Source organism: Ruegeria sp. BA2 (genome assembly GCF_056539605.1).
In genome coordinates, this window is sequence record NZ_JBQFVE010000004.1 from 212,340 (window position 1) to 232,614 (window position 20,275).

At 57.4% G+C, this 20,275-nt stretch carries 26 protein-coding genes; 10 read left to right on the forward strand and 16 right to left on the reverse strand.

All coding sequences use genetic code 11. The features are described from left to right. Window positions 1-16: 16 nt before the first annotated feature. Window positions 17-901, reverse strand: a complete 885-nt coding sequence (locus ACR0NN_RS11070; RefSeq protein WP_170722274.1) for a LysR family transcriptional regulator — start codon at window positions 899-901, stop codon at window positions 17-19. An 85-nt stretch (window positions 902-986) separates the two neighbouring features. On the opposite strand from ACR0NN_RS11070, the gene ACR0NN_RS11075 reads away from it, so the two are divergent. Both ACR0NN_RS11075 and ACR0NN_RS11080 read left to right on the forward strand, forming a co-directional pair. Beyond that, on the forward strand, window positions 987-1,619 hold the full coding sequence (locus tag ACR0NN_RS11075) for a class I SAM-dependent methyltransferase (RefSeq protein WP_170722273.1): 633 nt from the start codon (window positions 987-989) through the stop codon (window positions 1,617-1,619). Between the two features lie 84 nt (window positions 1,620-1,703). After that, window positions 1,704-2,153, forward strand: a complete 450-nt coding sequence (locus ACR0NN_RS11080; RefSeq protein WP_170722270.1) for a YtoQ family protein — start codon at window positions 1,704-1,706, stop codon at window positions 2,151-2,153. 51 nt (window positions 2,154-2,204) lie between these two features. Here ACR0NN_RS11080 and ACR0NN_RS11085 read toward each other — a convergent pair whose 3' ends face one another. After that, on the reverse strand, window positions 2,205-2,903 hold the full coding sequence (locus ACR0NN_RS11085) for a glutathione S-transferase N-terminal domain-containing protein (protein ID WP_170722267.1): 699 nt from the start codon (window positions 2,901-2,903) through the stop codon (window positions 2,205-2,207). Between the two features lie 214 nt (window positions 2,904-3,117). On the opposite strand from ACR0NN_RS11085, the gene ACR0NN_RS11090 reads away from it, so the two are divergent. Then, on the forward strand, window positions 3,118-3,930 hold the full coding sequence (locus tag ACR0NN_RS11090; protein ID WP_480684669.1) for a mechanosensitive ion channel family protein: 813 nt from the start codon (window positions 3,118-3,120) through the stop codon (window positions 3,928-3,930). A gap of 180 nt (window positions 3,931-4,110) precedes the next feature. Here ACR0NN_RS11090 and ald read toward each other — a convergent pair whose 3' ends face one another. Next, window positions 4,111-5,229 (reverse strand): alanine dehydrogenase, encoded by a 1,119-nt coding sequence (ald, locus tag ACR0NN_RS11095; RefSeq protein WP_170722263.1) that lies wholly within the window; start codon window positions 5,227-5,229, stop codon window positions 4,111-4,113. A gap of 135 nt (window positions 5,230-5,364) precedes the next feature. Here ald and ACR0NN_RS11100 point away from each other — a divergent pair, with 135 nt between their 5' ends. Both ACR0NN_RS11100 and ppk2 read left to right on the forward strand, forming a co-directional pair. Then, window positions 5,365-5,823, forward strand: coding sequence for an Lrp/AsnC family transcriptional regulator (locus ACR0NN_RS11100; protein WP_170722261.1), 459 nt, complete (start codon window positions 5,365-5,367; stop codon window positions 5,821-5,823). Window positions 5,824-5,975: 152 nt separating this feature from the next. Beyond that, the gene (gene ppk2, locus ACR0NN_RS11105; protein ID WP_170685428.1) at window positions 5,976-6,914 is read left to right on the forward strand and encodes a polyphosphate kinase 2; all 939 of its coding nucleotides are present in this window, start codon (window positions 5,976-5,978) and stop codon (window positions 6,912-6,914) included. Between the two features lie 52 nt (window positions 6,915-6,966). On the opposite strand, the gene ACR0NN_RS11110 is transcribed toward ppk2, so the two are convergent. Both ACR0NN_RS11110 and rpsU read right to left on the reverse strand, forming a co-directional pair. Beyond that, complete coding sequence (locus tag ACR0NN_RS11110; protein WP_170722258.1) at window positions 6,967-8,193, reverse strand: CAP domain-containing protein; 1,227 nt, start codon at window positions 8,191-8,193, stop codon at window positions 6,967-6,969. Between the two features lie 297 nt (window positions 8,194-8,490). Beyond that, complete coding sequence (gene rpsU / locus ACR0NN_RS11115) at window positions 8,491-8,697, reverse strand: 30S ribosomal protein S21 (RefSeq protein ID WP_005614280.1); 207 nt, start codon at window positions 8,695-8,697, stop codon at window positions 8,491-8,493. Window positions 8,698-8,808: 111 nt separating this feature from the next. On the opposite strand from rpsU, the gene ACR0NN_RS11120 reads away from it, so the two are divergent. Then, complete coding sequence (locus ACR0NN_RS11120) at window positions 8,809-9,501, forward strand: COQ9 family protein (RefSeq protein WP_170722257.1); 693 nt, start codon at window positions 8,809-8,811, stop codon at window positions 9,499-9,501. Between the two features lie 72 nt (window positions 9,502-9,573). After that, a complete protein-coding gene (locus tag ACR0NN_RS11125) occupies window positions 9,574-10,560 on the forward strand; it encodes an NAD(P)H-quinone oxidoreductase (RefSeq protein WP_170722256.1) in 987 nt (328 codons plus the stop codon). Between the two features lie 16 nt (window positions 10,561-10,576). Here ACR0NN_RS11125 and ACR0NN_RS11130 read toward each other — a convergent pair whose 3' ends face one another. Next, the gene (locus ACR0NN_RS11130; RefSeq protein WP_170685225.1) at window positions 10,577-11,434 is read right to left on the reverse strand and encodes a DUF2189 domain-containing protein; all 858 of its coding nucleotides are present in this window, start codon (window positions 11,432-11,434) and stop codon (window positions 10,577-10,579) included. 214 nt (window positions 11,435-11,648) lie between these two features. Here ACR0NN_RS11130 and ACR0NN_RS11135 point away from each other — a divergent pair, with 214 nt between their 5' ends. Continuing rightward, window positions 11,649-12,632 (forward strand): quinone oxidoreductase family protein, encoded by a 984-nt coding sequence (locus tag ACR0NN_RS11135; RefSeq protein ID WP_170722255.1) that lies wholly within the window; start codon window positions 11,649-11,651, stop codon window positions 12,630-12,632. A 41-nt stretch (window positions 12,633-12,673) separates the two neighbouring features. Here the strand turns inward: ACR0NN_RS11135 and ACR0NN_RS11140 are convergent, their stop codons facing one another. The 10 genes from ACR0NN_RS11140 to ACR0NN_RS11185 all read right to left on the reverse strand — a co-directional run bounded on the left by ACR0NN_RS11140 (window position 12,674) and on the right by ACR0NN_RS11185 (window position 18,688). Next, the gene (locus ACR0NN_RS11140; protein ID WP_170722254.1) at window positions 12,674-13,207 is read right to left on the reverse strand and encodes a porin family protein; all 534 of its coding nucleotides are present in this window, start codon (window positions 13,205-13,207) and stop codon (window positions 12,674-12,676) included. Between the two features lie 256 nt (window positions 13,208-13,463). Continuing rightward, window positions 13,464-13,937 carry a YHS domain-containing (seleno)protein gene (locus ACR0NN_RS11145; RefSeq protein ID WP_170685228.1) on the reverse strand — a complete coding sequence of 158 codons (474 nt, stop codon included), beginning with the start codon at window positions 13,935-13,937 and terminating at the stop codon, window positions 13,464-13,466. A gap of 173 nt (window positions 13,938-14,110) precedes the next feature. After that, window positions 14,111-14,383 (reverse strand): hypothetical protein, encoded by a 273-nt coding sequence (locus ACR0NN_RS11150; RefSeq protein WP_170722248.1) that lies wholly within the window; start codon window positions 14,381-14,383, stop codon window positions 14,111-14,113. Then, window positions 14,380-14,985: a glycerol-3-phosphate 1-O-acyltransferase PlsY gene (plsY, locus tag ACR0NN_RS11155; protein ID WP_170722247.1), complete on the reverse strand. Its 606-nt coding sequence runs from the start codon at window positions 14,983-14,985 to the stop codon at window positions 14,380-14,382. The genes ACR0NN_RS11150 and plsY overlap by 4 nt, the downstream gene beginning before the upstream one ends. Further along, on the reverse strand, window positions 14,985-16,265 hold the full coding sequence (pyrC, locus tag ACR0NN_RS11160) for a dihydroorotase (protein WP_170722246.1): 1,281 nt from the start codon (window positions 16,263-16,265) through the stop codon (window positions 14,985-14,987). Before pyrC ends, plsY begins: the two co-directional genes overlap by 1 nt. Continuing rightward, entirely contained in the window at window positions 16,262-16,648 is a 387-nt protein-coding gene (locus ACR0NN_RS11165) for a hypothetical protein (RefSeq protein WP_480684674.1), read from the reverse strand. Before ACR0NN_RS11165 ends, pyrC begins: the two co-directional genes overlap by 4 nt. After that, on the reverse strand, window positions 16,633-17,157 hold the full coding sequence (locus tag ACR0NN_RS11170) for a hypothetical protein (RefSeq protein WP_170722244.1): 525 nt from the start codon (window positions 17,155-17,157) through the stop codon (window positions 16,633-16,635). The genes ACR0NN_RS11165 and ACR0NN_RS11170 overlap by 16 nt, the downstream gene beginning before the upstream one ends. Next, window positions 17,154-18,089, reverse strand: a complete 936-nt coding sequence (locus ACR0NN_RS11175; RefSeq protein WP_170722242.1) for an aspartate carbamoyltransferase catalytic subunit — start codon at window positions 18,087-18,089, stop codon at window positions 17,154-17,156. Before ACR0NN_RS11175 ends, ACR0NN_RS11170 begins: the two co-directional genes overlap by 4 nt. Window positions 18,090-18,149: 60 nt before the next feature. Then, window positions 18,150-18,503, reverse strand: a complete 354-nt coding sequence (locus tag ACR0NN_RS11180) for a hypothetical protein (RefSeq protein ID WP_480684677.1) — start codon at window positions 18,501-18,503, stop codon at window positions 18,150-18,152. Further along, window positions 18,500-18,688 carry a hypothetical protein gene (locus ACR0NN_RS11185; RefSeq protein WP_480684679.1) on the reverse strand — a complete coding sequence of 63 codons (189 nt, stop codon included), beginning with the start codon at window positions 18,686-18,688 and terminating at the stop codon, window positions 18,500-18,502. The genes ACR0NN_RS11180 and ACR0NN_RS11185 overlap by 4 nt, the downstream gene beginning before the upstream one ends. 160 nt (window positions 18,689-18,848) lie before the next feature. On the opposite strand from ACR0NN_RS11185, the gene ACR0NN_RS11190 reads away from it, so the two are divergent. Together ACR0NN_RS11190 and ACR0NN_RS11195 are read left to right on the forward strand one after the other, a co-directional pair. Continuing rightward, a complete protein-coding gene (locus ACR0NN_RS11190; protein WP_170722233.1) occupies window positions 18,849-19,622 on the forward strand; it encodes a uracil-DNA glycosylase in 774 nt (257 codons plus the stop codon). Beyond that, window positions 19,619-20,218, forward strand: coding sequence for a metallophosphoesterase (locus tag ACR0NN_RS11195; RefSeq protein ID WP_170722231.1), 600 nt, complete (start codon window positions 19,619-19,621; stop codon window positions 20,216-20,218). The genes ACR0NN_RS11190 and ACR0NN_RS11195 overlap by 4 nt, the downstream gene beginning before the upstream one ends. Window positions 20,219-20,275 lie beyond the last annotated feature (57 nt).

Sequence of the window (20,275 nt, forward strand, 5' to 3'; positions counted from 1 at the left end):
CCTTCGGGCGCGTTTTTCATTTGGACAGATATTCAGCCAACAGATCAAAGACCAGCCGAATGCGGCGACTGGTGTGCAATTCACGATGGGTAGTGAGCCAGACGGGAAATGTGATCGGCTCCATCTCTGGCAGAACGCGTTCCATCCCGGGCGTTGCATCGCCGACGACCTGAGACATCGGCGCGATTCCAAAGCCATGTTTTGCATATTCCCAAGCCACAAGCCCGTTTTGTGAACCCAGCCGGAAGTTCTCATCAGACAGGTGAATACCCAAGGGTTTCAGATGGGCGATCATCTGGGTGGTATCGCCGAAACTGATAAACTCGTGCTGTGAAAGGTCCGATGTATTCCGCGGGCGCCCGACGCGGTTCAGATATTCTGTGGTGGCATAGAAATGCCCGGTAGCCTCTTGCACAAGCTTTGCGATGAGGTCTGGTTGGTCCGGGCGCACGTGTCGGATGGCGATATCTGCCTCACGCCGCATTAAGTCGCGAATGTCGTTCGATGCGATCACATCAATCTGCAAACGTGGGGCTTGGGCTCGAATATCTCGCAGCAAGTTGGGCAGGATATAGGCGGCCATCACGTCACTGGCGGTGATGCGAACCAGCCCTTCGATGGATTGCGCCTGCCCGGATGCGGTCAGAGAAATACGATTGGCGGCTTCGCCCATCTCGCGCGTGTGATCCAGCAACTCCATTCCGGCTTGCGTAATCTCCAAGGATCGACCGATGCGTTCGAACAGCATCAATCCCAGATCGGCCTCAAGCGTAGCGATCTGTCGGCTGAGTGTGGGTTGTGTCTGCCCCAATTGGCGCGCGGCTGCAGATAGTGAACCTGTTTCGGCTGTAGTGAGAAACGCCCTGATGTGGTTCCAGTCAAAGTCACTGAGATTACTCATGCAAATATGTATAAGCGTTCTGCAGTATTCGGCAATTCCTATTCGATCAATGCATAGCTACCTAGTGAGTCGAAGGAGACACCCTATGACGACCGCTGCAAAGTTTTGGGATGGCGTGGCAGAAAAATATGCCCGCTCACCCATCAAGGATATGGCTTCGTACGAGCATACGCTGGAACGAACGGCGTCATATCTGCAAAAATCAGATGACGTGCTCGAGCTTGGCTGCGGCACCGGGATGACCGCCTTGCGCCTGTCAAAATTCGCCGGTTCGATCACCGCAACGGATGTGTCGCAGGCCATGTTGGACGTCGGGCGCAAACATGCCGCTGAGCAAGACGTCACGAATGTGAAATTCGTCCGGGCCGAGGCGAATACGCCGCCCTCCGGAAAATTCGATGTCGCGCTGGCCTTCAATTTGCTGCATCTGTTAGAGGACATGGAAGGTGGGTTGAAACAGATACATAGGTCGCTCAAGCCGGGCGGTCTGTTCATTTCAAAGACATTTTGCCCACCTGCGCATGGTGCAAGCCTTCGGTTTCAGGCCATAAGACTCGCGCTACCTGTCATGCGGTTTCTCGGAAAGGCCCCTTTCGTGCGTTTCATGTCCGAGCATGAGCTGGACAGCGCCATACGGTGGGCCGGGTTCGAACTGGTCGAACAAGACAGTTTTCCAGTCCGCGATGCCCGGCGATTTGTCGTTGCCCGCAAGATTTGAGACAATCACAGAAACTCACACTTTCTGATTGGGATTTGCCCGTTTGAGGCTTAAGTAGCACCAGAAGCAACAGCGGAGGGTGCAATGGGCCTAAAGGTCTATCTGTCCGGAGAAATCCACACGGACTGGCGTGAACAGATCATCGACGGGGCGCAAGGGTTGGATGTGACATTCAGCAGCCCGGTCACCGATCATGGTGCCTCGGATGATTGCGGGGTGTCGATCTTGGGGGCCGAGCCAAACAAGTATTGGCATGACCACAAGGGCGCGATGGTAAACGCGATCCGGACCCGCAAGGGCATTTCAGATGCCGATGTCGTGGTTGTACGATTTGGCGAGAAGTACAAGCAGTGGAATGCGGCCTTTGACGCAGGCTATGCAGCGGCACTGGGTAAATCGATCATTGTTCTGCACGGGCCTGACCAACAGCACGCACTGAAAGAAGTGGACGCCGCAGCCCTTGCTGTAGCTGAAGAACCTTCTCAGGTGGTTGAGATTCTAAAGTACGTGCTCACCGGGTCGTTGCCCGGGTGATATGCAAGACGGGTGCGGCGTGTTTGGGACTCGCCGCACCTTCAACATCACTTAGTCCCGTGATGGGATGTTCAGACCGCGTTGCACGGCGGGCCGCTCGAGGAATCTGTCGAGATATCCAGTCACGTTGCTAAAGCTGTCCCAAGCCACAACATCCTTGACGTCATAAAAATCCAACCCGCGCAGCCACGGAGCGATTGCGATATCTGCGATCGAGAAGTCGCCAGCAACCCATTCTTGGCCATCCAATTGCTTGTCCAGAACACCGAGCAGTCTTTTGGCTTCGGTCACGTAACGCTCACGCGGACGGGGGTCTTCAATGTCGGCCCCAGCGAATTTATGGAAATACCCAAGCTGGCCGAACATCGGCCCTAGACCGCCCATCTGGAACATGACCCATTGGGTGACCCGATGCTTGTCGGCCGCGGATTCACCGAGCAATTTGCCGCTTTTCTCAGCCAGATACAGAAGGATCGCCCCGCTTTCGAACAGAGCAAGCGGAGATCCGTCTGGTCCGTTAGGATCAATGATCGCGGGAATCTTGTTGTTCGGGTTCAGAGAGAGAAACTCGGGGCTTTTGACATCCGCATCTGCGAGGGTAACTTTGTGCGCCTCATACGGCAGGCCGATTTCCTCAAGCGCGATCGAAACCTTAACGCCGTTCGGTGTGGGGAACGAATACAGTTGTATCCGTTCGGGAAACTGCGGGGACCATTTGGTCATGATCGGGAATTGGATTTCGTCCAGCATGAGGGGCTCCTGAGATCGTAGTGGTGCAGTCAATTTGGGAACTTGAGACGAATTTGTAAGACCCGCAACTGTGCATGACTGGTCAGTCGATGTTTGCTGAGGAACAGCAGGGGGAAAACTCGGGAATCCCGCACCTAGACCTGAAGGCAAAATTAGCCCAGACTTTTCAATGATCCCGCGCCAGAAGCACGGGTTTGCTATTGTTGCAAAGGAGATGCGCGTGGAAGACGTCGTAACACAGGTGGGTGCATTTGCGCCGCTGATCATGAGCGCGATCAAGGCGTTGATCGTTCTGATATTGGGTTGGATCGTAGCCAGAGCCATCAGCGGGCTGGTGAGGCGGCGCATTAACGCGACGCCGCATATCGATCCGACTTTGGGGAATTTCGTAGCGAGCCTGGTAAAATGGGTTCTGCTGGCGATCGTGTTCGTCGCAGTGCTCGGCATTTTCGGGATTGAGGCGACCAGCATCGTTGCCATTTTGGGTGCCGCGTCTTTGGCCATCGGTCTGGCTTTGCAGGGGACGCTCAGCGATCTTGCTGCCGGTGTGATGTTGGTGGTGTTCCGTCCCTACAAGCTGGGTCAATATGTCGATATCGGCGGAACGGCCGGTACGGTGAAAGATCTGAACCTGTTTACAACGGAACTGGTGACGCCAGACAACGTGCAGATCATCGTGCCAAATGGTCAGGCCTGGGGTTCGGTGATCACCAACTATTCCGCGCATGATACGCGCCGCGTGGATCTGGTGTTTGGCATCGACTATGACGATAGCGCAGACGAAGCGATGGGCATCATTCTGGATGTGGCCAAAGCGGATAAACGCATCATGGGCGACCCTGAACCTTGGGTGCGTGTGACCAATCTGGGTGACAGCTCGGTCGATCTGACTGCACGCCTCTGGTGTGCGGCTGCCGATTACTGGGACGTGAAATTCGAGCTTACCAAAGCGATCAAAGAAGCGTTCGATGCCAAAGGTGTTTCGATCCCCTATCCGCATTCTGTGGAAATCCACAAGGAAGGCTAGGGTCTCCCGCTCGTCGCGCGGGCATTGGAAATGCCCTCCTCCGGTTGGGTGCAGCGCCGCGCAATTTGCGCGGCGCGATTGTTCTGAGCTGTGGCGCAATCGCGCCGTGCCGAAGGCGCGGCGCCCGGCCCAACGCTGTAAAGCGCTCTTGCTAAAGAGCGCTTTCAGGAGCGGGAGCGTTTATGATTTGACCACAACACCCGGAGCGACCACATCGATGCCCAAAGCTTTGCCAACGGCATAGTAGGTCAGTTGACCTGCATGGACGTTCAGACCGGCCAGCAGGTGCAGATCGTCCTGACACGCCTGTTTCCAGCCTTTGTCCGCCAGCGACAGCATGAACGGCATTGTCGCGTTGCCCAATGCAATCGTCGACGTACGGGCGACGGCACCCGGCATATTGGCAACGCAGTAGTGCATGACACCATCCACCTCATAGATTGGATCGGCGTGGGTTGTTGCCTTCGAGGTCTCGAAGCAACCTCCCTGGTCGATCGCAACGTCCACCAATGCCGCGCCGGGCTTCATGGTGGATAACTGTTCGCGCGAGATCAACTTTGGAGCAGCTGCACCCGGGATCAGAACCGCACCGATCACCAGGTCGGCATCCTGAATCAGCTCAGCTGTGGCACCAGCAGTCGAGTATTGGTTCTTGAACGTACCGCCGAACACGTCATCCAAATAGCGCAGACGCGGCAGCGAGCGGTCCAGAACGGTGACATCCGCGCCCATGCCCGCTGCGATTTTTGCCGCATGGGTGCCAACAACACCGCCGCCGATGACGATCACCTTGGCCGGGCCAACGCCCGGAACACCGCCCATCAGTACGCCACGACCGCCATTGGCTTTCTGCAAAGTCCAAGAACCCACCTGAGGCGCCAAACGCCCAGCGACCTCGGACATCGGAGCCAACAGGGGCAGGCCACCATTTGCGTCGGTGACAGTCTCATAGGCAATTGCGGTGCAGCCCGATTCCAGCAGATCATGGGTTTGATCCGGATCGGGTGCCAGATGCAGATAGGTAAACAGCAACTGACCTTCGCGCAGCATCTTGCGCTCACCCGCCTGCGGTTCTTTGACCTTGACGATCATGTCGGCGGTGGCGAACACTTCTTCAGCGGTGTCGGCAATACGAGCACCTGCGGCGACATAGGCGTCGTTATCAAAACCCGAACCCATCCCGGCACCGGTTTCGATGATGACTTCGTGACCACGGGCTACAGCCTCGCCAGCCGCGTTCGGGGTCATACCGACGCGAAATTCCTGAGGTTTGATTTCCTTGGGGCAGCCGATTTTCATGTGAGACTCCATTCATAAACTGCCTAAATTATGGGCATTATTCAGCGCAATTTTTGTGAAACCCCACTTGCCATACTTAAAATTTACAGGAAATTATTCTAATCGAACGCAGCTTGACGCAATGGATGTGCGCAAATGACGATTGATGCAACGGATCGGAAGATTCTAGCCGCCCTTCAACGCACAGGTCGGATGTCGAATTCAGAACTGTCTGATCAGGCGAATCTGTCCCCTTCGGCCTGCCATCGGCGCGTGCAGCGGCTTGAGGCCGAAGGCTATATAAAAGACTACGTCGCACTGCTCGATGCCCGGAAGATGAATGTGCCGACAACCGTCTTTGTTGAGATCACGTTGCAGGGGCAGGCGGAAGAGGTTTTGGAGGCCTTTGAAAAGGCCGTTGCGCGAATACCCGATGTGCTTGAATGCCACCTTATGGCCGGCACGGCGGACTATATTCTGAAGGTCGTAGCTGAAAACACTGAGGATTTTGCCCGCATTCATCGACAATACCTGTCGCGCCTGCCCGGCGTGGCACAGATGCAAAGCTCGTTTGCCTTACGCACGGTATTCAAAACCACAGCTTTGCCGGTTTGAAATCAGCTTCAACGCAGGTCTTATTGCGTCAATTCCACCGCTTGTATCTGCTGCCAGACCGGGTCAAAATCCATGGTTCCGACCTTATGTGTAACCCAGGCAAGTTGCGCTGACACCCCATGGTTACACTGGCCGTGTACGGTCCGAACCCGATGAATGAGAAGGAGCAGACCTTGGCTTACGAAAACAACAGCACCCCCAAAGACTGGCTGGAAGCCGAACTGGAAGACACGCTGGACGAAGATTTCGAGATCGAATTCAGCGAGCCGATGCTCTCGATGGAGGTGCGCAAGATCTATAAGGATCAGCACCCCGACCTGCTGGATCGCAAGGTTTATTTTCGCAACCTTCTGCGTTTGCAAGCTGAATTGATCAAGGTCCAGGATTGGGTGGTACACACAGGCGCCAAGGTATGCATTCTGTTCGAAGGTCGGGACAGCGCTGGCAAGGGTGGGGTGATCAAGCGGATCACGCAGCGTTTGAACCCGCGCGTTGCGCGCGTTGTCGCGCTGCCCGCGCCCAGCCGTCGGGAACAAAGTCAGTGGTATTTCCAGCGCTATGTGCCCCATCTGCCCGCAGCCGGGGAGATCGTGTTCTTCGACCGGTCCTGGTACAACCGCGCTGGTGTCGAGCGTGTGATGGGCTTTGCCAACGAAGATCAGGTTGAACAGTTCTTTCAGGACGTTCCGGAATTCGAACGGATGCTGGTGCGGTCAGGGATCATTCTGCTGAAATATTGGTTCTCGATCACCGACGAAGAACAACAGCTTCGATTCCTTATGCGCATTCATGACCCGATGAAGCAGTGGAAGCTGTCACCGATGGATCTGGAATCCCGCATTCGGTGGGAGGCCTATACCAAGGCCAAGGAAGACATGTTCTTCCGCACCAATATCTCTGAGGCACCGTGGTATATCGTTGAAGGCAATGACAAAAAGCGTGAGCGGCTCAATTGCATCGAGCACTTGCTAACCAAGATTCCGTATGAAGATGTACCGCAGGAAAAGGTGAACCTGCCCGATCGACGCTATAACCCGGAATATGAACGCCGGATTCTGCCGGATGAGCTACACGTGCCCAAGATTTACTGACCTCATGGTCGGATAGTGCGGGGAAGTGATCCCCCGCACCTGAACGGTTTGATTAAGCCCAATCAAATCCGCAGTTCATTTCAAAAACAAACATGCCACACATGTCGTCATTTATGTCTTCGACTGTGGTTTCGACAGTTTCGATGATGTCGTCAGCGATGTCGGTATCGACCATAAGATCGATATCATCCATCTGAGACGTGATGTCGGCTTGCTGTACCGGCGCCCATTCGAATTGATCAAAATGGGCCTGCAGTGCGTTCACAAACGCCTCAATTCCAGCAAGGAAAGCCTGCACGTCAAAACAGTCTGCACCCGGTGCGCCATCATCAACGACAATTTCAGGTGTTTCCGGCTCAGGGTCTTCGACATCTGTGACGTCAGTGTCCGGAGTTTCTGGCTCGTCGACGTCGACCACGTCAGTATCCGGCATCTCAGGCTCTTCAACTTCGGTTACGTCTGTCTCCGGGGTTTCCGGCTCAGGGTCTTCACCTTCGGTCACATCGGTCTCAGGCGTTTTCGGATCTTCGGTTTCGGTCACATCTGTTTCCGGCGTGTCTTCCACGGGATCTTCCGTTTCGGTCACATCCGTTTCAGGTGTTTCGTCCGCCGGTTCTTCGGTCTCGGTGACGTCTGTCTCCGGAGTTTCTTCGACTGGCTCCTCCGTCTCAGGCGTTTCCGCGACAGGTGTATCGTCTGCGGGCTCTTCGACCTCGGTTACATCCGTTTCCGGGACTTCAGGTTCGATCGGGTTGGTGACCTCTTCTTCCGGTTCGACAACCTCTTCAACGGGTGGTGCGACCGGTGGAGCGGTGCCACCTGTATCGAGCACGACCTCGCCCTGAGTGGCAGCAAAATTCTGCGTCACCATGACCGCATCGAAACCACGCATGTCGCCTTCTTCGATTCCGATGCCAATATATTTGAAATCGGGGCTCAGGATGTTGGCGCGGTGGCCCGGGCTGTTCATCAGGTTTTGGTGCAGTTGGGCGACATCATCGCTGATGCCGGGTGCGCCCCGTTCGGATTGCCAAGCGATGTTTTCGCCAGTGCGCCAGCTTCCGGACAGATCGAACCCTGCGGCCTGCATCCGTTGGGTCGCGGATGAGCCACCTTCGCCGGTGTGGCTAAAGCGGTCGGTGTCCAGCATCCAGCTGCTGTGATCTTCGGATGAGTCGTTCAGTCGTCTCTCAAGTTGTAGGGGATCAAGACCGCGGGATGCGCGTTCTTGGTTGATCAGCGCGAGCATCTCGCGCTCGACTGTACTTGCTGTCGACATCAGTGCCTCCGTTTTTGCTTATGTCTGAGTGGACGGCCTCAGATACTGACGATCAACAAAGGCTGAATAGATATGCGACCTGAATGCGTGTTTTTCGGCAACGTAATGCAATCGAAGGACGATTCGCTGCGCTGCAAAATGCCGAGCGCGAATTGCGGAAGAGGATCGGCAAACTGCCGCGATAATCGGATTGGAAAATGAGCGGAAATACCCGCCTTGAAAACGACAAACCCCCGGGCAGGGCCTCGGGGGTCGTCAAATAGTGTCATCCAAAGCTGGACGAGTCGCGGTAGGCTCTTAGAGCAAACCTTCGCGCTGGGCTTTCTTGCGTGCCAGTTTACGGGCACGGCGGATCGCTTCAGCTTTCTCGCGCGCTTTTTTCTCGGACGGCTTCTCGAAATGTTGCTTGAGCTTCATTTCACGGAACACGCCCTCGCGCTGCAGCTTTTTCTTCAGGGCACGAAGCGCCTGATCGACGTTGTTGTCGCGAACACTAACCTGCATGTGGTTGTCACCACCTTTCTAGATAGAGTTGCAAGGAAATTGCAGGAAGTGGCCGTATAGCAAAGCGGACCTAACTTGTCTAGTACTGGACCCGCAGACCGGAGACCTAACATGACCGCCACCTACGAAGACACCAAAGAACAGCTTTTGAACGCGATTCTGGACCATGTGCCGTTTGACGGATGGTCGGAAACCGGCTTTCGGGCCGCGATCACGGATTGCAATCTGGACGCGGGGCTGGCGCGCGCGATTTGCCCGCGCGGGGCTGTCGATTTGGCGCTGGCCTTCCATGCGCGTGGTGATCAGGCGATGCTGGATCGGATCAAATCCGAGGATCTAAGCGGGCTGAAGTTTCGCGACAAGATTGCCGCTGCCGTCCGTTTCCGCCTTCAGGCGGTCGAGGATAAAGAGGCGGTGCGCCGGGGGGTGACCCTGTTTGCCCTGCCGATCTATGCCGCAGATGGGGCCAAGGCGGTCTGGGGCACCTGTGATCTGATTTGGAACGCTCTGGGTGACAGCTCGGACGATGTGAACTGGTACACCAAACGCGCGACTCTGTCGGGTGTCTACTCCTCTACGCTGCTTTATTGGCTTGGAGATGACAGCCCCGATTATCAAGCGACATGGGAGTTCCTGGATCGCCGGATCGAGGGCGTGATGCAGTTTGAAAAGCTCAAGGCACAAGTCAACGGCAATTCATTGCTAAAGCCGTTTCTGGCCGTGCCCAATTGGCTGGCCGGTCAGGTCAAAGCCCCAGTGAAAATGCCGGATAACTTACCGGGTTCCCTGACATCTAGGAAATAGGCGCGTCTGCCTCACTTGTCGCTAGGCCTTTGCTTGGCGGCCTGTTAGTCAATGGGCAAAGGAGAACTGCCCATGACCCAGACGATGCGCGTTGTTGAGATTACCCAACCAGGTGGCCCGGATGTTTTGCAATTGGCCGAACGCCCGATCCCGGTACCGGCTGAGGGTCAAGTGGTTCTCAAAGTGGCCTATGCTGGCGTGAACCGCCCCGATGCGCTGCAGCGGGCAGGGGCGTATGATCCGCCTCCGGGCGCAAGCGATCTGCCGGGGCTTGAGGCGTCGGGCGAGGTTGTGGCGCTGGGATCAGGCGTCGTAGGGGTGGCCGTAGGCGATCAGGTCTGCGCCCTTTTGCCCGGTGGCGGCTATGCAGAATATGTCGCCACGCCCGCCGCGCATTGTTTGCCTGTACCTGAAGGCATGGGTTTGAAAGAAGCCGCCTGTCTGCCTGAAACCTTCTTTACTGTTTGGTCTAACGTCTTCACCCGAGGTGGCTTGAAGCCGGGGGAAAGGTTTCTGGTACATGGCGGTTCCAGCGGGATCGGCACGACGGCGATCCAGCTGGCGAACGCCTTTGGTGCTCGGGTCTTTGCCACCGCTGGCTCGGCCGAGAAATGCGAGGCGTGCCTGAAGCTGGGTGCCGAAAAGGCGATCAACTACCGTGACGAAGATTTTGTGGCCGCGATGCGCGCCGAGGGTGGGGCGAACTTGATCCTCGACATGGTCGGCGGCGATTACATCCCGCGCAACGTCAAGACACTGGCCGAGGATGGAAGGCTGGTCCAAATCGCCTTTCTGCAGGGCCCGGTTGTTGAACTGAACTTTGCCCTGATGATGGTCAAACGCCTGACCCTGACCGGCAGCACGCTGCGTCCGCAAAGTGATCTGGCCAAGGCACGCATTGCGCAAGACCTGCGCGAGGCCGTTTGGCCCCTGCTCAAGGCGGGGAAAGTCGCGCCGGTGATGGATTCCGAATTTGAATTGGCCGATGCCGCAGCCGCGCATACGCGCATGGAAAGCTCAGGCCATATTGGCAAGATCGTTCTGAAGGTCGCTGGCTAGCTCTGCGTCAGGGCGGTCATGCGACCGCTCGGCGATACAGATGCCAAGTGGCGTGGCCCAAAATGGGAATGACGACGATCATTCCCAACAACATCGGGATCGCGCCCAGTACCAACAATGCGGCCACGATCGCGCCCCATGTCAGGATCACGCCCGGGTTCTGACGCAGGACCCGAACCGAGGTCACAACGGCCACGGGTACACCAACTTTACGATCCAACAGCAGTGGGAAGCTGACAACGCTCAGCGCCAGTGCGACCAATGCAAATAAGAAACCGGTGGCGGTGCCGATGATGATCATGCTCCACCCTGCCCCGGTGGTGAAGACTTCGGTTACGAAGCCCGTCGCCGAGGCTGGAGGTTCGGGCCCAAGTGTTTGTGCATAGATGCCTTGCGCGACCATCAGCCAAACCAGCAGCAGCATGACCAGATAAAAGCCCAGTGCCAGTATTGCTCCGAAGGAAGGTGAGCGGAATACGCCGAACGCATCCAGCCAATGCACCTCACCACCCTGTTCCCGTTTGCGGCTGATCTCATAAAGCCCAACGGCTGCGACCGGTCCTATCAGGGCAAAGCCCATGACCAGCGGGGCCAACAAGGGCACCATGTCCTTGTTCAAGCCGATCCCGAACATCAGCAATCCCGCAATCGGATAAATCAGAACGATAAAGATCGCATCCGCGCGGGTTTCCAGAAAGTCCGTATAACCGGCCTTCAGGCATTCGCGCAGGTCCTGAAGCGTCAGCGTGTGCACGGTTGGCAAGGCGCGGACATCCGCACTGCCGATCTCGGATACTGATTCTGTGACATGATCACTGGTCGCCTGCAAATTGCGGGCGACCCAGGTAATTGGGTTACCGATTGTCTTGTCCATGTTCATCCCCTTTTCTGGCGTGGGTGCGCCGCGGGATGCATCCGGCATGGCAATTCGCGTGACCGGATCAGCCGGCAACGTCTGCCCATTCACAACGTCTGCTTGCACTATAGCACATGTTGCGAAGTTTTGCCTGATCACCCTTTCGAGACCGCAAGGATTGCTCTGCCGCACAAGCGTGTTAGCTTTGGCTTCACAGGCAAAGGAGGCATTCATGCAGCAATCAGCACGCACCGTCGTCATACATGAAAACGGAGGCCCAGAGGTTCTGAGGATCGAAGATCGCCCGCTTGGCGATCCGGGCCCAGGTGAGGTGCGCATTCGCCATCACGCTTGCGGATTGAATTTCATAGATGTGTATCAGCGCACCGGCCTCTATCCGCTTGAATTGCCTCATGCATTGGGGATGGAGGCTGCCGGTGTGATTGAGGCCGTGGGCGAAGGTGTGACGCATCTCGCACCTGGCCAACGAGCGGCCTATGCGGCGGGCCCGTCTGGGGCGTATTCTGAGGCGCGTGTCATGCCTGCCGCGCAGGTCTGCCCACTGCCTGAAAGCATCTCGTTCCGAACGGCTGCGGCCATGATGCTAAAGGGCATGACCGTCGAATATCTGTTTCACCGTACAACGCCGCTGCGGCGGGGCGACACCGTGCTGTTTCACGCCGCTGCTGGCGGGGTGGGTCTGATCGCCTGCCAATGGGCGAAATCCGAAGGCATCAAGCTGATCGGAACTGCTGGAACAGATGAAAAGTGCAGCTTGGCGCAGTTCAATGGTGCGGCGCATTGTATCAATTATCGTACAGAGAACTTTGTCGATCGTGTCGCCGAGATCACCGGGGGCAAAGGGGTCGATGTTGTGATGGATTCGATCGGCGCAGACACGTTTGAAGGATCTCTGGATTGTCTGAAACCTTTGGGCATGATGATCTCATTCGGCAATGCCTCAGGTCCGGTGCCGCCGGTAGACCTAGGTATGCTCGCGCAGCGTGGATCATTGAAAGTGACGCGGCCAACCCTGTTCACCCATATCTCGGATCATGCGACCTGTCAGGCGATGGCGCGGCGCTTGTTTGGCAAAGTGGACGGGCGAGAAGTCAAGATCCACGTCGATCAGGAATTCCCGCTGGATCAGGTTGCAGACGCGCATCGTGCGTTGGAAGCGCGTCAAACCACGGGTAGCACGGTTCTGGTGCCCTAGCGGCAAGGGCCCGGCGATCTGCGCCGGGCCCAACTTTTTCGTCAAAAGCGATATGCGACGCGCAGCTGAACTGTCGTGGCGTCTACATCAACGCCCGATGAGTTGAAATCATCAAACTCATGATACAGGATCTCGCCGCCAACGCTGATATTGGGGGCTACGATCTGTTCATAGCCTGCACCGATGAACCAGCCGTCGTCGCTGCCCAGATTGTCCGTATCGGCATCGGCATAGCCAGCAGTCCCATAGAGCAGACCTTGAGGATTCACCTTGTAGCCCGCACGTGCCTTGAGCCGCCAGACATTCTCGACCGTGGCGGCGCTGCCCAGGTCGACGTCGCTCCAGTCATAGTCGAAGCCACCGCCGACAACCCAGTCGCCCAGATCATAGTCATATCCCAGGATGATACCGCCAATCGCGCCATCACCGTCGACGCCTGACACGTTTGTATCGATGTCTGCATAACCGAACTGCGCACCACCATAAAAACCGGTCCAATCGCCCGAGGATTGCGCCATGGCGGATCCTGCCGTCAATACCGCGACCGAGGTGATCAGTGCCAATCTTCCTGTCATCGTCTCATTCCTTTCGCTCGAAACCTGCTGCCAATCGAATGGCAGCGTTATGATTCAATCTACCTCCCGGCCTCGGGGCCGGATTAGTGATGCGTTGACTGTCCCGAACTAAGTGAATTGGCCAGGTGCTCTGGCGCAGGCCCTTTCAGGTTGGGCTCTTTTCTTTTGTTCTAGATAGGATGCGGCGCAGGGCCTTCAAATAACAATCGGCGACAGATACGATCTGCCGCCGATGAAATAAGATTCTGTCAGCGGATTATTGCTGCAGTTCAGCCGGATCTTTGTCGGCAATGTTTTCCCAGTTTGCGCTGGCTTGCTCAACAAAGCCGGGAATGTCGCCTTCCCAACGTTCCTGAATGTCTTGCGACAGGTTCAGGTAGAGTTTGTTGTCAACGATTTTCCAGTAGTTCGGATCGCCGTCGAATTTGAAGCCCATCGCGGTGCCGAACGCGCAGTAGCCGCCATATGCGGGCAGATACGCCTCTGGGTTGGCTTCAAATGCGGCTTTGTTTTCTTCCGATGCAAAACGATACAGCGCTTCGTTGTGCAGGGTCGAGATGCGATAGTCGCCTTTGGTCGCCTCGCCAACGGTGAAATAGGCAACGGGGTCATAGCCCTGCATGGCCAGACCGGTCGAGCTTGCGTTGATTTCAACACCGGCCGCCATTGCCGAGCTAGCAATTGCAACAGACAGCGCGACACCGCTGATGATGGATTTGAACTTGTTCATGACTTCACCTTTCGTGAATAGGCTCGCTTTGAGAGCACTGAAATTTTGCCCGGGCGAACCGGATTTGATTGTCGCAACGCCGGTAATTGGTCGTCACAAAATCCCAGTTGGGGAATGGCCTGTTCACGTTCAAAGCAATCAATTGTGATTGTGCAGAAACAAATACCGGGTGTTCATTCCTGCACGTCTGGGACAAGCTTCAGTACGAAATCCACGACCTTCTCAGCGGGCATTTCGCAAGGGCGAAGCAACGCGGCTTTCCCGGTCAGATACAGGTTCAGGCTGATATAGTCAGAACCGCCCAACTGCTCGGCGACCAGTTTGTGAGATTTCCCACCCGCCATGATCTGATGCGACACCACGTATCGGTCATGGCCCGCAGTCCCGGTAAACGTACCGATAGGCAGATTGTTGAGGGCGTCCAGAAAGGCGCTGGGTGCGATCACGACTTGCCGATTTTCGGCTCGGTCCCTGCCTTGATCCGCGCAAGGTTGGCGCTGTGCCGCCAATAGACCAACAGGGTCAGCGCAATCCCAAGGATGAACGTGCTGCCATCCGTCAAAACCATGATCCAGGTCGTCGACAGTGCAGCGGCAGCCAATGCGCCAACGGACGAGATACGCCAGATCAGCGCTGCCACCAACCAAGTCAGGCAGCAGGCAACACCGACGCGCCAATCCAGCGCCAGCCAGAGGCCCAGAAATGTTGCCACGCCTTTGCCGCCTTTGAAGCCCAGCCAGACGGGAAAGCAATGCCCCAGAAACACTGCAAGCGCCGCAACCTGCGCGGCGTCTTCTCCGGCCAATGCCCGTGCAAGCAGTACGGCAACTGCACCTTTGGCGGCATCAAGCAGCAATGTCAGCGCCGCCGCCGCCTTGTTCCCGGTGCGTAAAACATTGGTAGCACCTATATTGCCTGACCCAATCTGCCGAAGATTGCCCAGCCCCATCACACGCGCAACAATCATGCCAAACGGGATAGACCCGAACAGGTATCCCAGCGCGGCCCACAAGATGAGCTGGGTCATTGAACTGTCGATTATGGGCATCAGGTTCTCCGGTACACTTCTTGTCCTGCGACATATGTCGCGGTGACCTTACCCTGCATCCGTTGCCCGTCAAACGGCGTATTCTGTGATTTTGATTTCAGCGAAAAGCGGTCCAGAACAAAAGGATTGTCCGGGTCGAACAGCACAAGATCGGCGGGTGCGCCCTCGGCCAATCGACCGCTTCCCAGCCCAAGCCGTTTGGCAGGGTTCAGCGCCATGGCGCGAAACAGCGTTGGCAGGTCCAACTGCTCCGAGTGATACAGCCGCAGTGCTGCGGGCAGCAGCGTTTCCAGCGCCACCGCGCCCGAGGCGGCTTCTTCAAACGGCAGGCGCTTGCTTTCCTCGTCTTGCGGGGTGTGCATCGAACTGATCGTGTCGATCAGGCCGGTTCGGACCGCTTCGATGATGGCTTGCCGGTCATCTTCGGACCGCAGCGGAGGTTTGACCTTGAAGAAGGTGCGATAGTCGGCCACGTCCAACTCGTTCAGCGTCAGATGGTGGATCGAGGTACCGGCGGTGATATCCAGCCCATTGCGTTTGGCGCGGTCCAGCGCGGGCAGAGCACGGGCCGCTGTGATCTGATCGGCATGGTAGGCCGCGCCCGTCATCTCCAACAAGGCGATGTCACGGTCCAGCCCCATGCGTTCGGCTATAGGCGACACAGCGGGCAAGCCACGCAAGGCGGCGAATTTGCCGCTAGTGGCTGCGGCACCAGCGCTGAGCCCCGGCTCCTGAGGGTGGGCAATGACCAGCGCACCGCAGGATTTCGCGTAGGTCAGCGCGCGCGAGAATACTTTGGTATTGGTGATCACGTGATCGCAATCCGTAAATGCGACAGCGCCTGCGTCTTGCAGGAACCCGATCTCGGTCATTTCGCGCCCATCGCGGCCCTTGGTTAGGGCGGCCATCGGCAGGACATTGACGGGCGCATCAGCCTGCGCACGCCGGGTCGCAAATTCCAGCGTTTCGGGCGTATCGACGGCTGGTAGCGTATCGGGGCGCGTGACGATGGTGGTCACGCCTCCGGCAGCCGCCGCCAAACCGGCAGATTTATAGCTTTCCTTGTGCCGCTCACCGGGTTCACAAACCTTGACGCCGATATCAACGATGCCGGGGGCAAGGCATTGCCCTTTGCAATCGATCACCTGCGCGTTAGCGTCTGGGCCTGCGCCTTCACCGCGCGCGCTGATCCGACCATCAGTGACCTGCAAACACCCTAAGCTGTCCGTGCCCGTTTCGGGGTCGATCAGACGGGCGTTGGTAAAGATCAAATTGCTCATGCCATTGCTCTTTCAATTGCGGCTTTTGTAGCGGCTGGGTCTGATTGGTATTTGATCAGGTGCTTGTCACCGCTTTTGGTGACAATCTGGACAAAGCTGCCCATCGTGTTGACGGCCTGTATCTGATTCAGCGCCACCTTGCGTGGACCGGGACCCGTTAGGTTGGTTTCGGTCATCTCCCAAGTGGCGGCCATCTCTTCCGAGGCCAGATACCACGCGCGGATGGTTATGGCTGCCAGACCGGCAGGCGCGCCGGTCCAGACATAGGGGTTTCCGATCAGCCAAAGTACGATCATCGCACCCGCCATCGCAAACGCAGCCAGCCACGCATTGGTTCGTATATACGCGCCTTTGTCCGGAGTGAACGTCACAGGATCAGCCAAAGGGCGCCTCCGATGATAAGCGCCATGACCACGGCAAATATCGATGACCCCAACCTTTGTGCCTTGGCCCTGGCTTCCCGTGGTGGAGGGGGAGAGGCTGAGAACGGTTTTGCACTTTCGGTTTCGATTGTGCCGCCAGACCAGTTGGTCGCTTCTTCAGTGAACAGGCCGATCAGGCGCAGGCGCGGATCGGGTGACAGCGTTGCCGCTCGACCACCAAACGCAGCGCTGCGCAGGACCATCACCCAGCTCTCTATGGCTTCGAGTTTCGAGCGGTCCAACTGGTCGTCCGAGACACCACAGCCTTCGCTGAGATACCCATATAAGCCCAGGTCTTCCAGGTCAGAGACAGGGAAGATATCGATCTGATCGGGGTCCAACCCCTCAACGCCAAGTACCTGACCAGCGGCACCCGGTTCTCGCAAAAACTTCGCCTCTTCGGGGCGCATATCCAGCGTGAACAGGCGGATCACGCCGCGTTCGTTAGGGGCGACAATCAGATCGCTCATGCCGCCTCGCTTTGGTTGCGCGCTAAAAGTTCCATCGCGGCCATACGCACAGCGACGCCCATCTCAACCTGCTCCTGAATGACGGATCGGTTGATGTCATCTGCCAGAGTGCCATCGATCTCAACCCCCCTATTCATGGGGCCCGGATGCATGACAATAGCGTCCGGCTTGGCCAGCGCCAGCTTTTCAGGGTTCAGCCCGTATCGGTGATAGTATTCTCGTTCTGACGGGATGAATCCGCCATCCATCCGTTCTTTCTGGAGACGCAGCATCATCACCACGTCGACGTCTTTGAGGCCCTCGCTCATGTCATCATAAATCTCGGCTCCGAATTCGGAAAACTGTGGGGGCACAAGCGTCGGGGGGCCGATCAGGCGGATGCGGTTCTCCATCTTGCCCAGCAGGATCAGGTTTGACCGCGCGACGCGGGAATGTGCCACGTCTCCGCAAATGGCGATGTTCAGTCGATGCAGGCGGCCTTTGGCACGGCGGATGGTCAGCGCGTCCAGCAGGGCCTGTGTTGGGTGCTCATGCCGACCGTCACCTGCGTTTAGCACGGCGCAATTCACCTTCTGCGCCAACAGGTCCACCGCGCCGGAATGAGGATGCCGCACCACCAGCAGATCGGGATGCATCGCATTCAGCGTCATTGCGGTATCGATCAGCGTTTCACCCTTTTTGATCGAACTGGCCTGCATCGCCATGTTCATCACATCCGCGCCCAGTCGTTTACCCGCCAGTTCGAAACTGGCCTGTGTGCGGGTGGAGTTTTCGAAGAACATGTTGATCTGCGTCAGCCCTGACAGCACGTCCGAATGCTTGGACGATTGCCGGTTCAGGTCCACATAGGTTTCGGCCAGATCGAGAATGGCGGTGATATCGGATTGCGACAGATGCTCGATGCCAAGAAGGTGACGATGGGCGAAACGCATTGGGCGGGCTCCTGTCTGACAATCGGACCGCTTATAGAAAGCCAAACGCGCAGAGGCAACCTAAGGTTCCGACCCTTCGGGCAGTTTCTCGCATCCGCCTTCGGGCAAACATTGCTCGCCCGGTTTGCACCATTTGCCATAGCCGCAATCGATAGCCTTGATCGGCACACATCCCTGATGTTCCGAGCATTTGAAGCCGGGACGGCATTGCGATCCGGTTTCCTCGCACAGGAACCAGCCGGGGCGGGAGCATCCGCCGCCCGGTAGGCAGGACGAACCGGACCCGCAGGTTCGACCATCGTCGCAGGTAATGACCGGGCTGGGTGTGAAATCCGGTGTGTTGCGTTCGCATTCTCCGCGCCCATTGCAAAAACTGTCGCCCGGGCAATCCAGTCGTGATGTGCATTTGTTCAACCCAGCAGGTGCGCAACGGGTGCCACCTGCCACGCAGCGTTCAAATGGGCCGCAGGTACGACCGCCGCCGCAATAGGTATGACCCGGAGGGATGCAACGCCCATCAAAGCTGCAGCGCTGGCCAGCGGAGCAACATCCGCGACCACACTGCAACTGACCGGGGCGGCATTGAGAGTTGCGGTCAAACAGTTGCGCGTGTGCCGAACCGCCCGAAGTTGCAAGCAACAATCCAATCAGAAGGAATCGCATAAATGACAGCATGACTCTGCCATGGTCGGTGCGACCCTGTGCCATGGCAAGGTCTATTCGCTTTCCCTCGGACAAAAGCTGGTTAGATTGAAAGCTATGGAATCGGGCTTGGATTATCATACGGCGCGTGCGCTGCTGGAATGGCAGATCGAATTGGGCGCAACCGATGCGATTACGGATGCGCCGATCGACCGCTATGCATTGCCGGACAAAGCGCCCAAGGCGGAAAAGCCAGCAGCCGCGAAGCCAGCCAAGACCCCCGCGACGCCCGAAAAGGTCGACCCAGTCGAGATTGCGCAGCACGCAGCGAACGCTGCCGGGTCGCTGGACGAATTGCGCGCCGCGATGGATGCGTTTGGTCTGTGCGACCTGAAACGCGGCGCAAAGCAGCTTGTGTTTGCTGACGGAACCCCCGGTGCACGGGTGATGATCATCGGGGAAGCGCCCGGTCGCGATGAGGATCGCGAGGGCAAGCCGTTCGTCGGGCGCGCCGGGCAGTTGCTGGACCGAATGCTGGCAGCGATTGATCTGGACCGGAACGAAAACGCCTATATCACCAACGTATTGCCATGGCGGCCTCCGCAGAACCGCGATCCCAAGCCGGAAGAGATCGGCATGATGAAGCCGTTTCTGGAACGGCACGTGGCCCTGGCCAAGCCCGAGGTTCTGGTGGTGATGGGCAACATCAGCTGTCAGGCGGTGCTGGGCAAACGCGGGATCACCCGGCTGCGCGGCAACTGGGATCAGGCGCTGGACCTGCCGGTGATCCCCATGTTTCACCCTGCCTACCTGCTGCGCCAGCCGCAGATGAAACGGCAAGCCTGGGCTGATCTGCTTGAGCTGCAAGCGTGGCTGAGAGGTGGCGCATGAGGGTTCTGGCCTTCTCTGATCTGCATATGGCGCGCAACCGGGCCGCTGATCTGGTGGCGGCCAGTACCGAAGCCGATCTGGTCATCGGGGCCGGAGATTTCTGCAACATGCGGCAGGGGCTGGATGAGGCGATGGGAATGCTGTCGGGCATCGCGGCCCCGCTGGTTCTGGTGCCGGGCAACGCCGAAAGCGCCGAAGAATTGACTGACGCAGCACCCGAAGGCGCTCATGTATTGCAGGGGACAGGCATGACCCTGGATGGTTTGCGCCTTTTCGGGTTGGGCTACGGTGTCCCGCCCACCCCGTTTGGCGACTGGTCCTGCGACCTGACCGAGGCTGAGGCTGCAGAGCTGCTGGATCGGTGCGAGACGACGGATATTCTGATCGTGCATTCTCCGCCCAAGGGACATGGCGATACCACCTCGCAGGGGGTGTCGGTTGGGTCGGTAGCTGTGCGCGATGCGGTGGAACGGCTTCAGCCAATTCACGTCTTTTGCGGACATATCCATGATAGTTGGGGCTATCGTGGCACAATCGGGCGCACGCAGATCGCCAATCTCGGCCCGAAAGTGCATTGGTTCGAGGTGACGACATGATCGCGGCAACGGTCTGCCGTTCATTAAATTTCAAACTGTAAATCCGCGCCTTGCGCA

What these genes read in the sequence shown, in the direction of transcription:
- ACR0NN_RS11070 (WP_170722274.1), bottom strand. Translation starts at nt 901, where the DNA reads ATGAGTAATCTCAGTGACTTTGACTGGAACCACATCAGGGCGTTTCTC.
- ACR0NN_RS11075 (WP_170722273.1), top strand. Translation starts at nt 987, where the DNA reads ATGACGACCGCTGCAAAGTTTTGGGATGGCGTGGCAGAAAAATATGCC.
- ACR0NN_RS11080 (WP_170722270.1), top strand. Translation starts at nt 1,704, where the DNA reads ATGGGCCTAAAGGTCTATCTGTCCGGAGAAATCCACACGGACTGGCGT.
- ACR0NN_RS11085 (WP_170722267.1), bottom strand. Translation starts at nt 2,903, where the DNA reads ATGCTGGACGAAATCCAATTCCCGATCATGACCAAATGGTCCCCGCAG.
- ACR0NN_RS11090 (WP_480684669.1), top strand. Translation starts at nt 3,118, where the DNA reads ATGCGCGTGGAAGACGTCGTAACACAGGTGGGTGCATTTGCGCCGCTG.
- ald (WP_170722263.1), bottom strand. Translation starts at nt 5,229, where the DNA reads ATGAAAATCGGCTGCCCCAAGGAAATCAAACCTCAGGAATTTCGCGTC.
- ACR0NN_RS11100 (WP_170722261.1), top strand. Translation starts at nt 5,365, where the DNA reads ATGACGATTGATGCAACGGATCGGAAGATTCTAGCCGCCCTTCAACGC.
- ppk2 (WP_170685428.1), top strand. Translation starts at nt 5,976, where the DNA reads ATGAATGAGAAGGAGCAGACCTTGGCTTACGAAAACAACAGCACCCCC.
- ACR0NN_RS11110 (WP_170722258.1), bottom strand. Translation starts at nt 8,193, where the DNA reads ATGTCGACAGCAAGTACAGTCGAGCGCGAGATGCTCGCGCTGATCAAC.
- rpsU (WP_005614280.1), bottom strand. Translation starts at nt 8,697, where the DNA reads ATGCAGGTTAGTGTTCGCGACAACAACGTCGATCAGGCGCTTCGTGCC.
- ACR0NN_RS11120 (WP_170722257.1), top strand. Translation starts at nt 8,809, where the DNA reads ATGACCGCCACCTACGAAGACACCAAAGAACAGCTTTTGAACGCGATT.
- ACR0NN_RS11125 (WP_170722256.1), top strand. Translation starts at nt 9,574, where the DNA reads ATGACCCAGACGATGCGCGTTGTTGAGATTACCCAACCAGGTGGCCCG.
- ACR0NN_RS11130 (WP_170685225.1), bottom strand. Translation starts at nt 11,434, where the DNA reads ATGGACAAGACAATCGGTAACCCAATTACCTGGGTCGCCCGCAATTTG.
- ACR0NN_RS11135 (WP_170722255.1), top strand. Translation starts at nt 11,649, where the DNA reads ATGCAGCAATCAGCACGCACCGTCGTCATACATGAAAACGGAGGCCCA.
- ACR0NN_RS11140 (WP_170722254.1), bottom strand. Translation starts at nt 13,207, where the DNA reads ATGACAGGAAGATTGGCACTGATCACCTCGGTCGCGGTATTGACGGCA.
- ACR0NN_RS11145 (WP_170685228.1), bottom strand. Translation starts at nt 13,937, where the DNA reads ATGAACAAGTTCAAATCCATCATCAGCGGTGTCGCGCTGTCTGTTGCA.
- plsY (WP_170722247.1), bottom strand. Translation starts at nt 14,985, where the DNA reads ATGCCCATAATCGACAGTTCAATGACCCAGCTCATCTTGTGGGCCGCG.
- pyrC (WP_170722246.1), bottom strand. Translation starts at nt 16,265, where the DNA reads ATGAGCAATTTGATCTTTACCAACGCCCGTCTGATCGACCCCGAAACG.
- ACR0NN_RS11170 (WP_170722244.1), bottom strand. Translation starts at nt 17,157, where the DNA reads ATGAGCGATCTGATTGTCGCCCCTAACGAACGCGGCGTGATCCGCCTG.
- ACR0NN_RS11175 (WP_170722242.1), bottom strand. Translation starts at nt 18,089, where the DNA reads ATGCGTTTCGCCCATCGTCACCTTCTTGGCATCGAGCATCTGTCGCAA.
- ACR0NN_RS11190 (WP_170722233.1), top strand. Translation starts at nt 18,849, where the DNA reads ATGGAATCGGGCTTGGATTATCATACGGCGCGTGCGCTGCTGGAATGG.
- ACR0NN_RS11195 (WP_170722231.1), top strand. Translation starts at nt 19,619, where the DNA reads ATGAGGGTTCTGGCCTTCTCTGATCTGCATATGGCGCGCAACCGGGCC.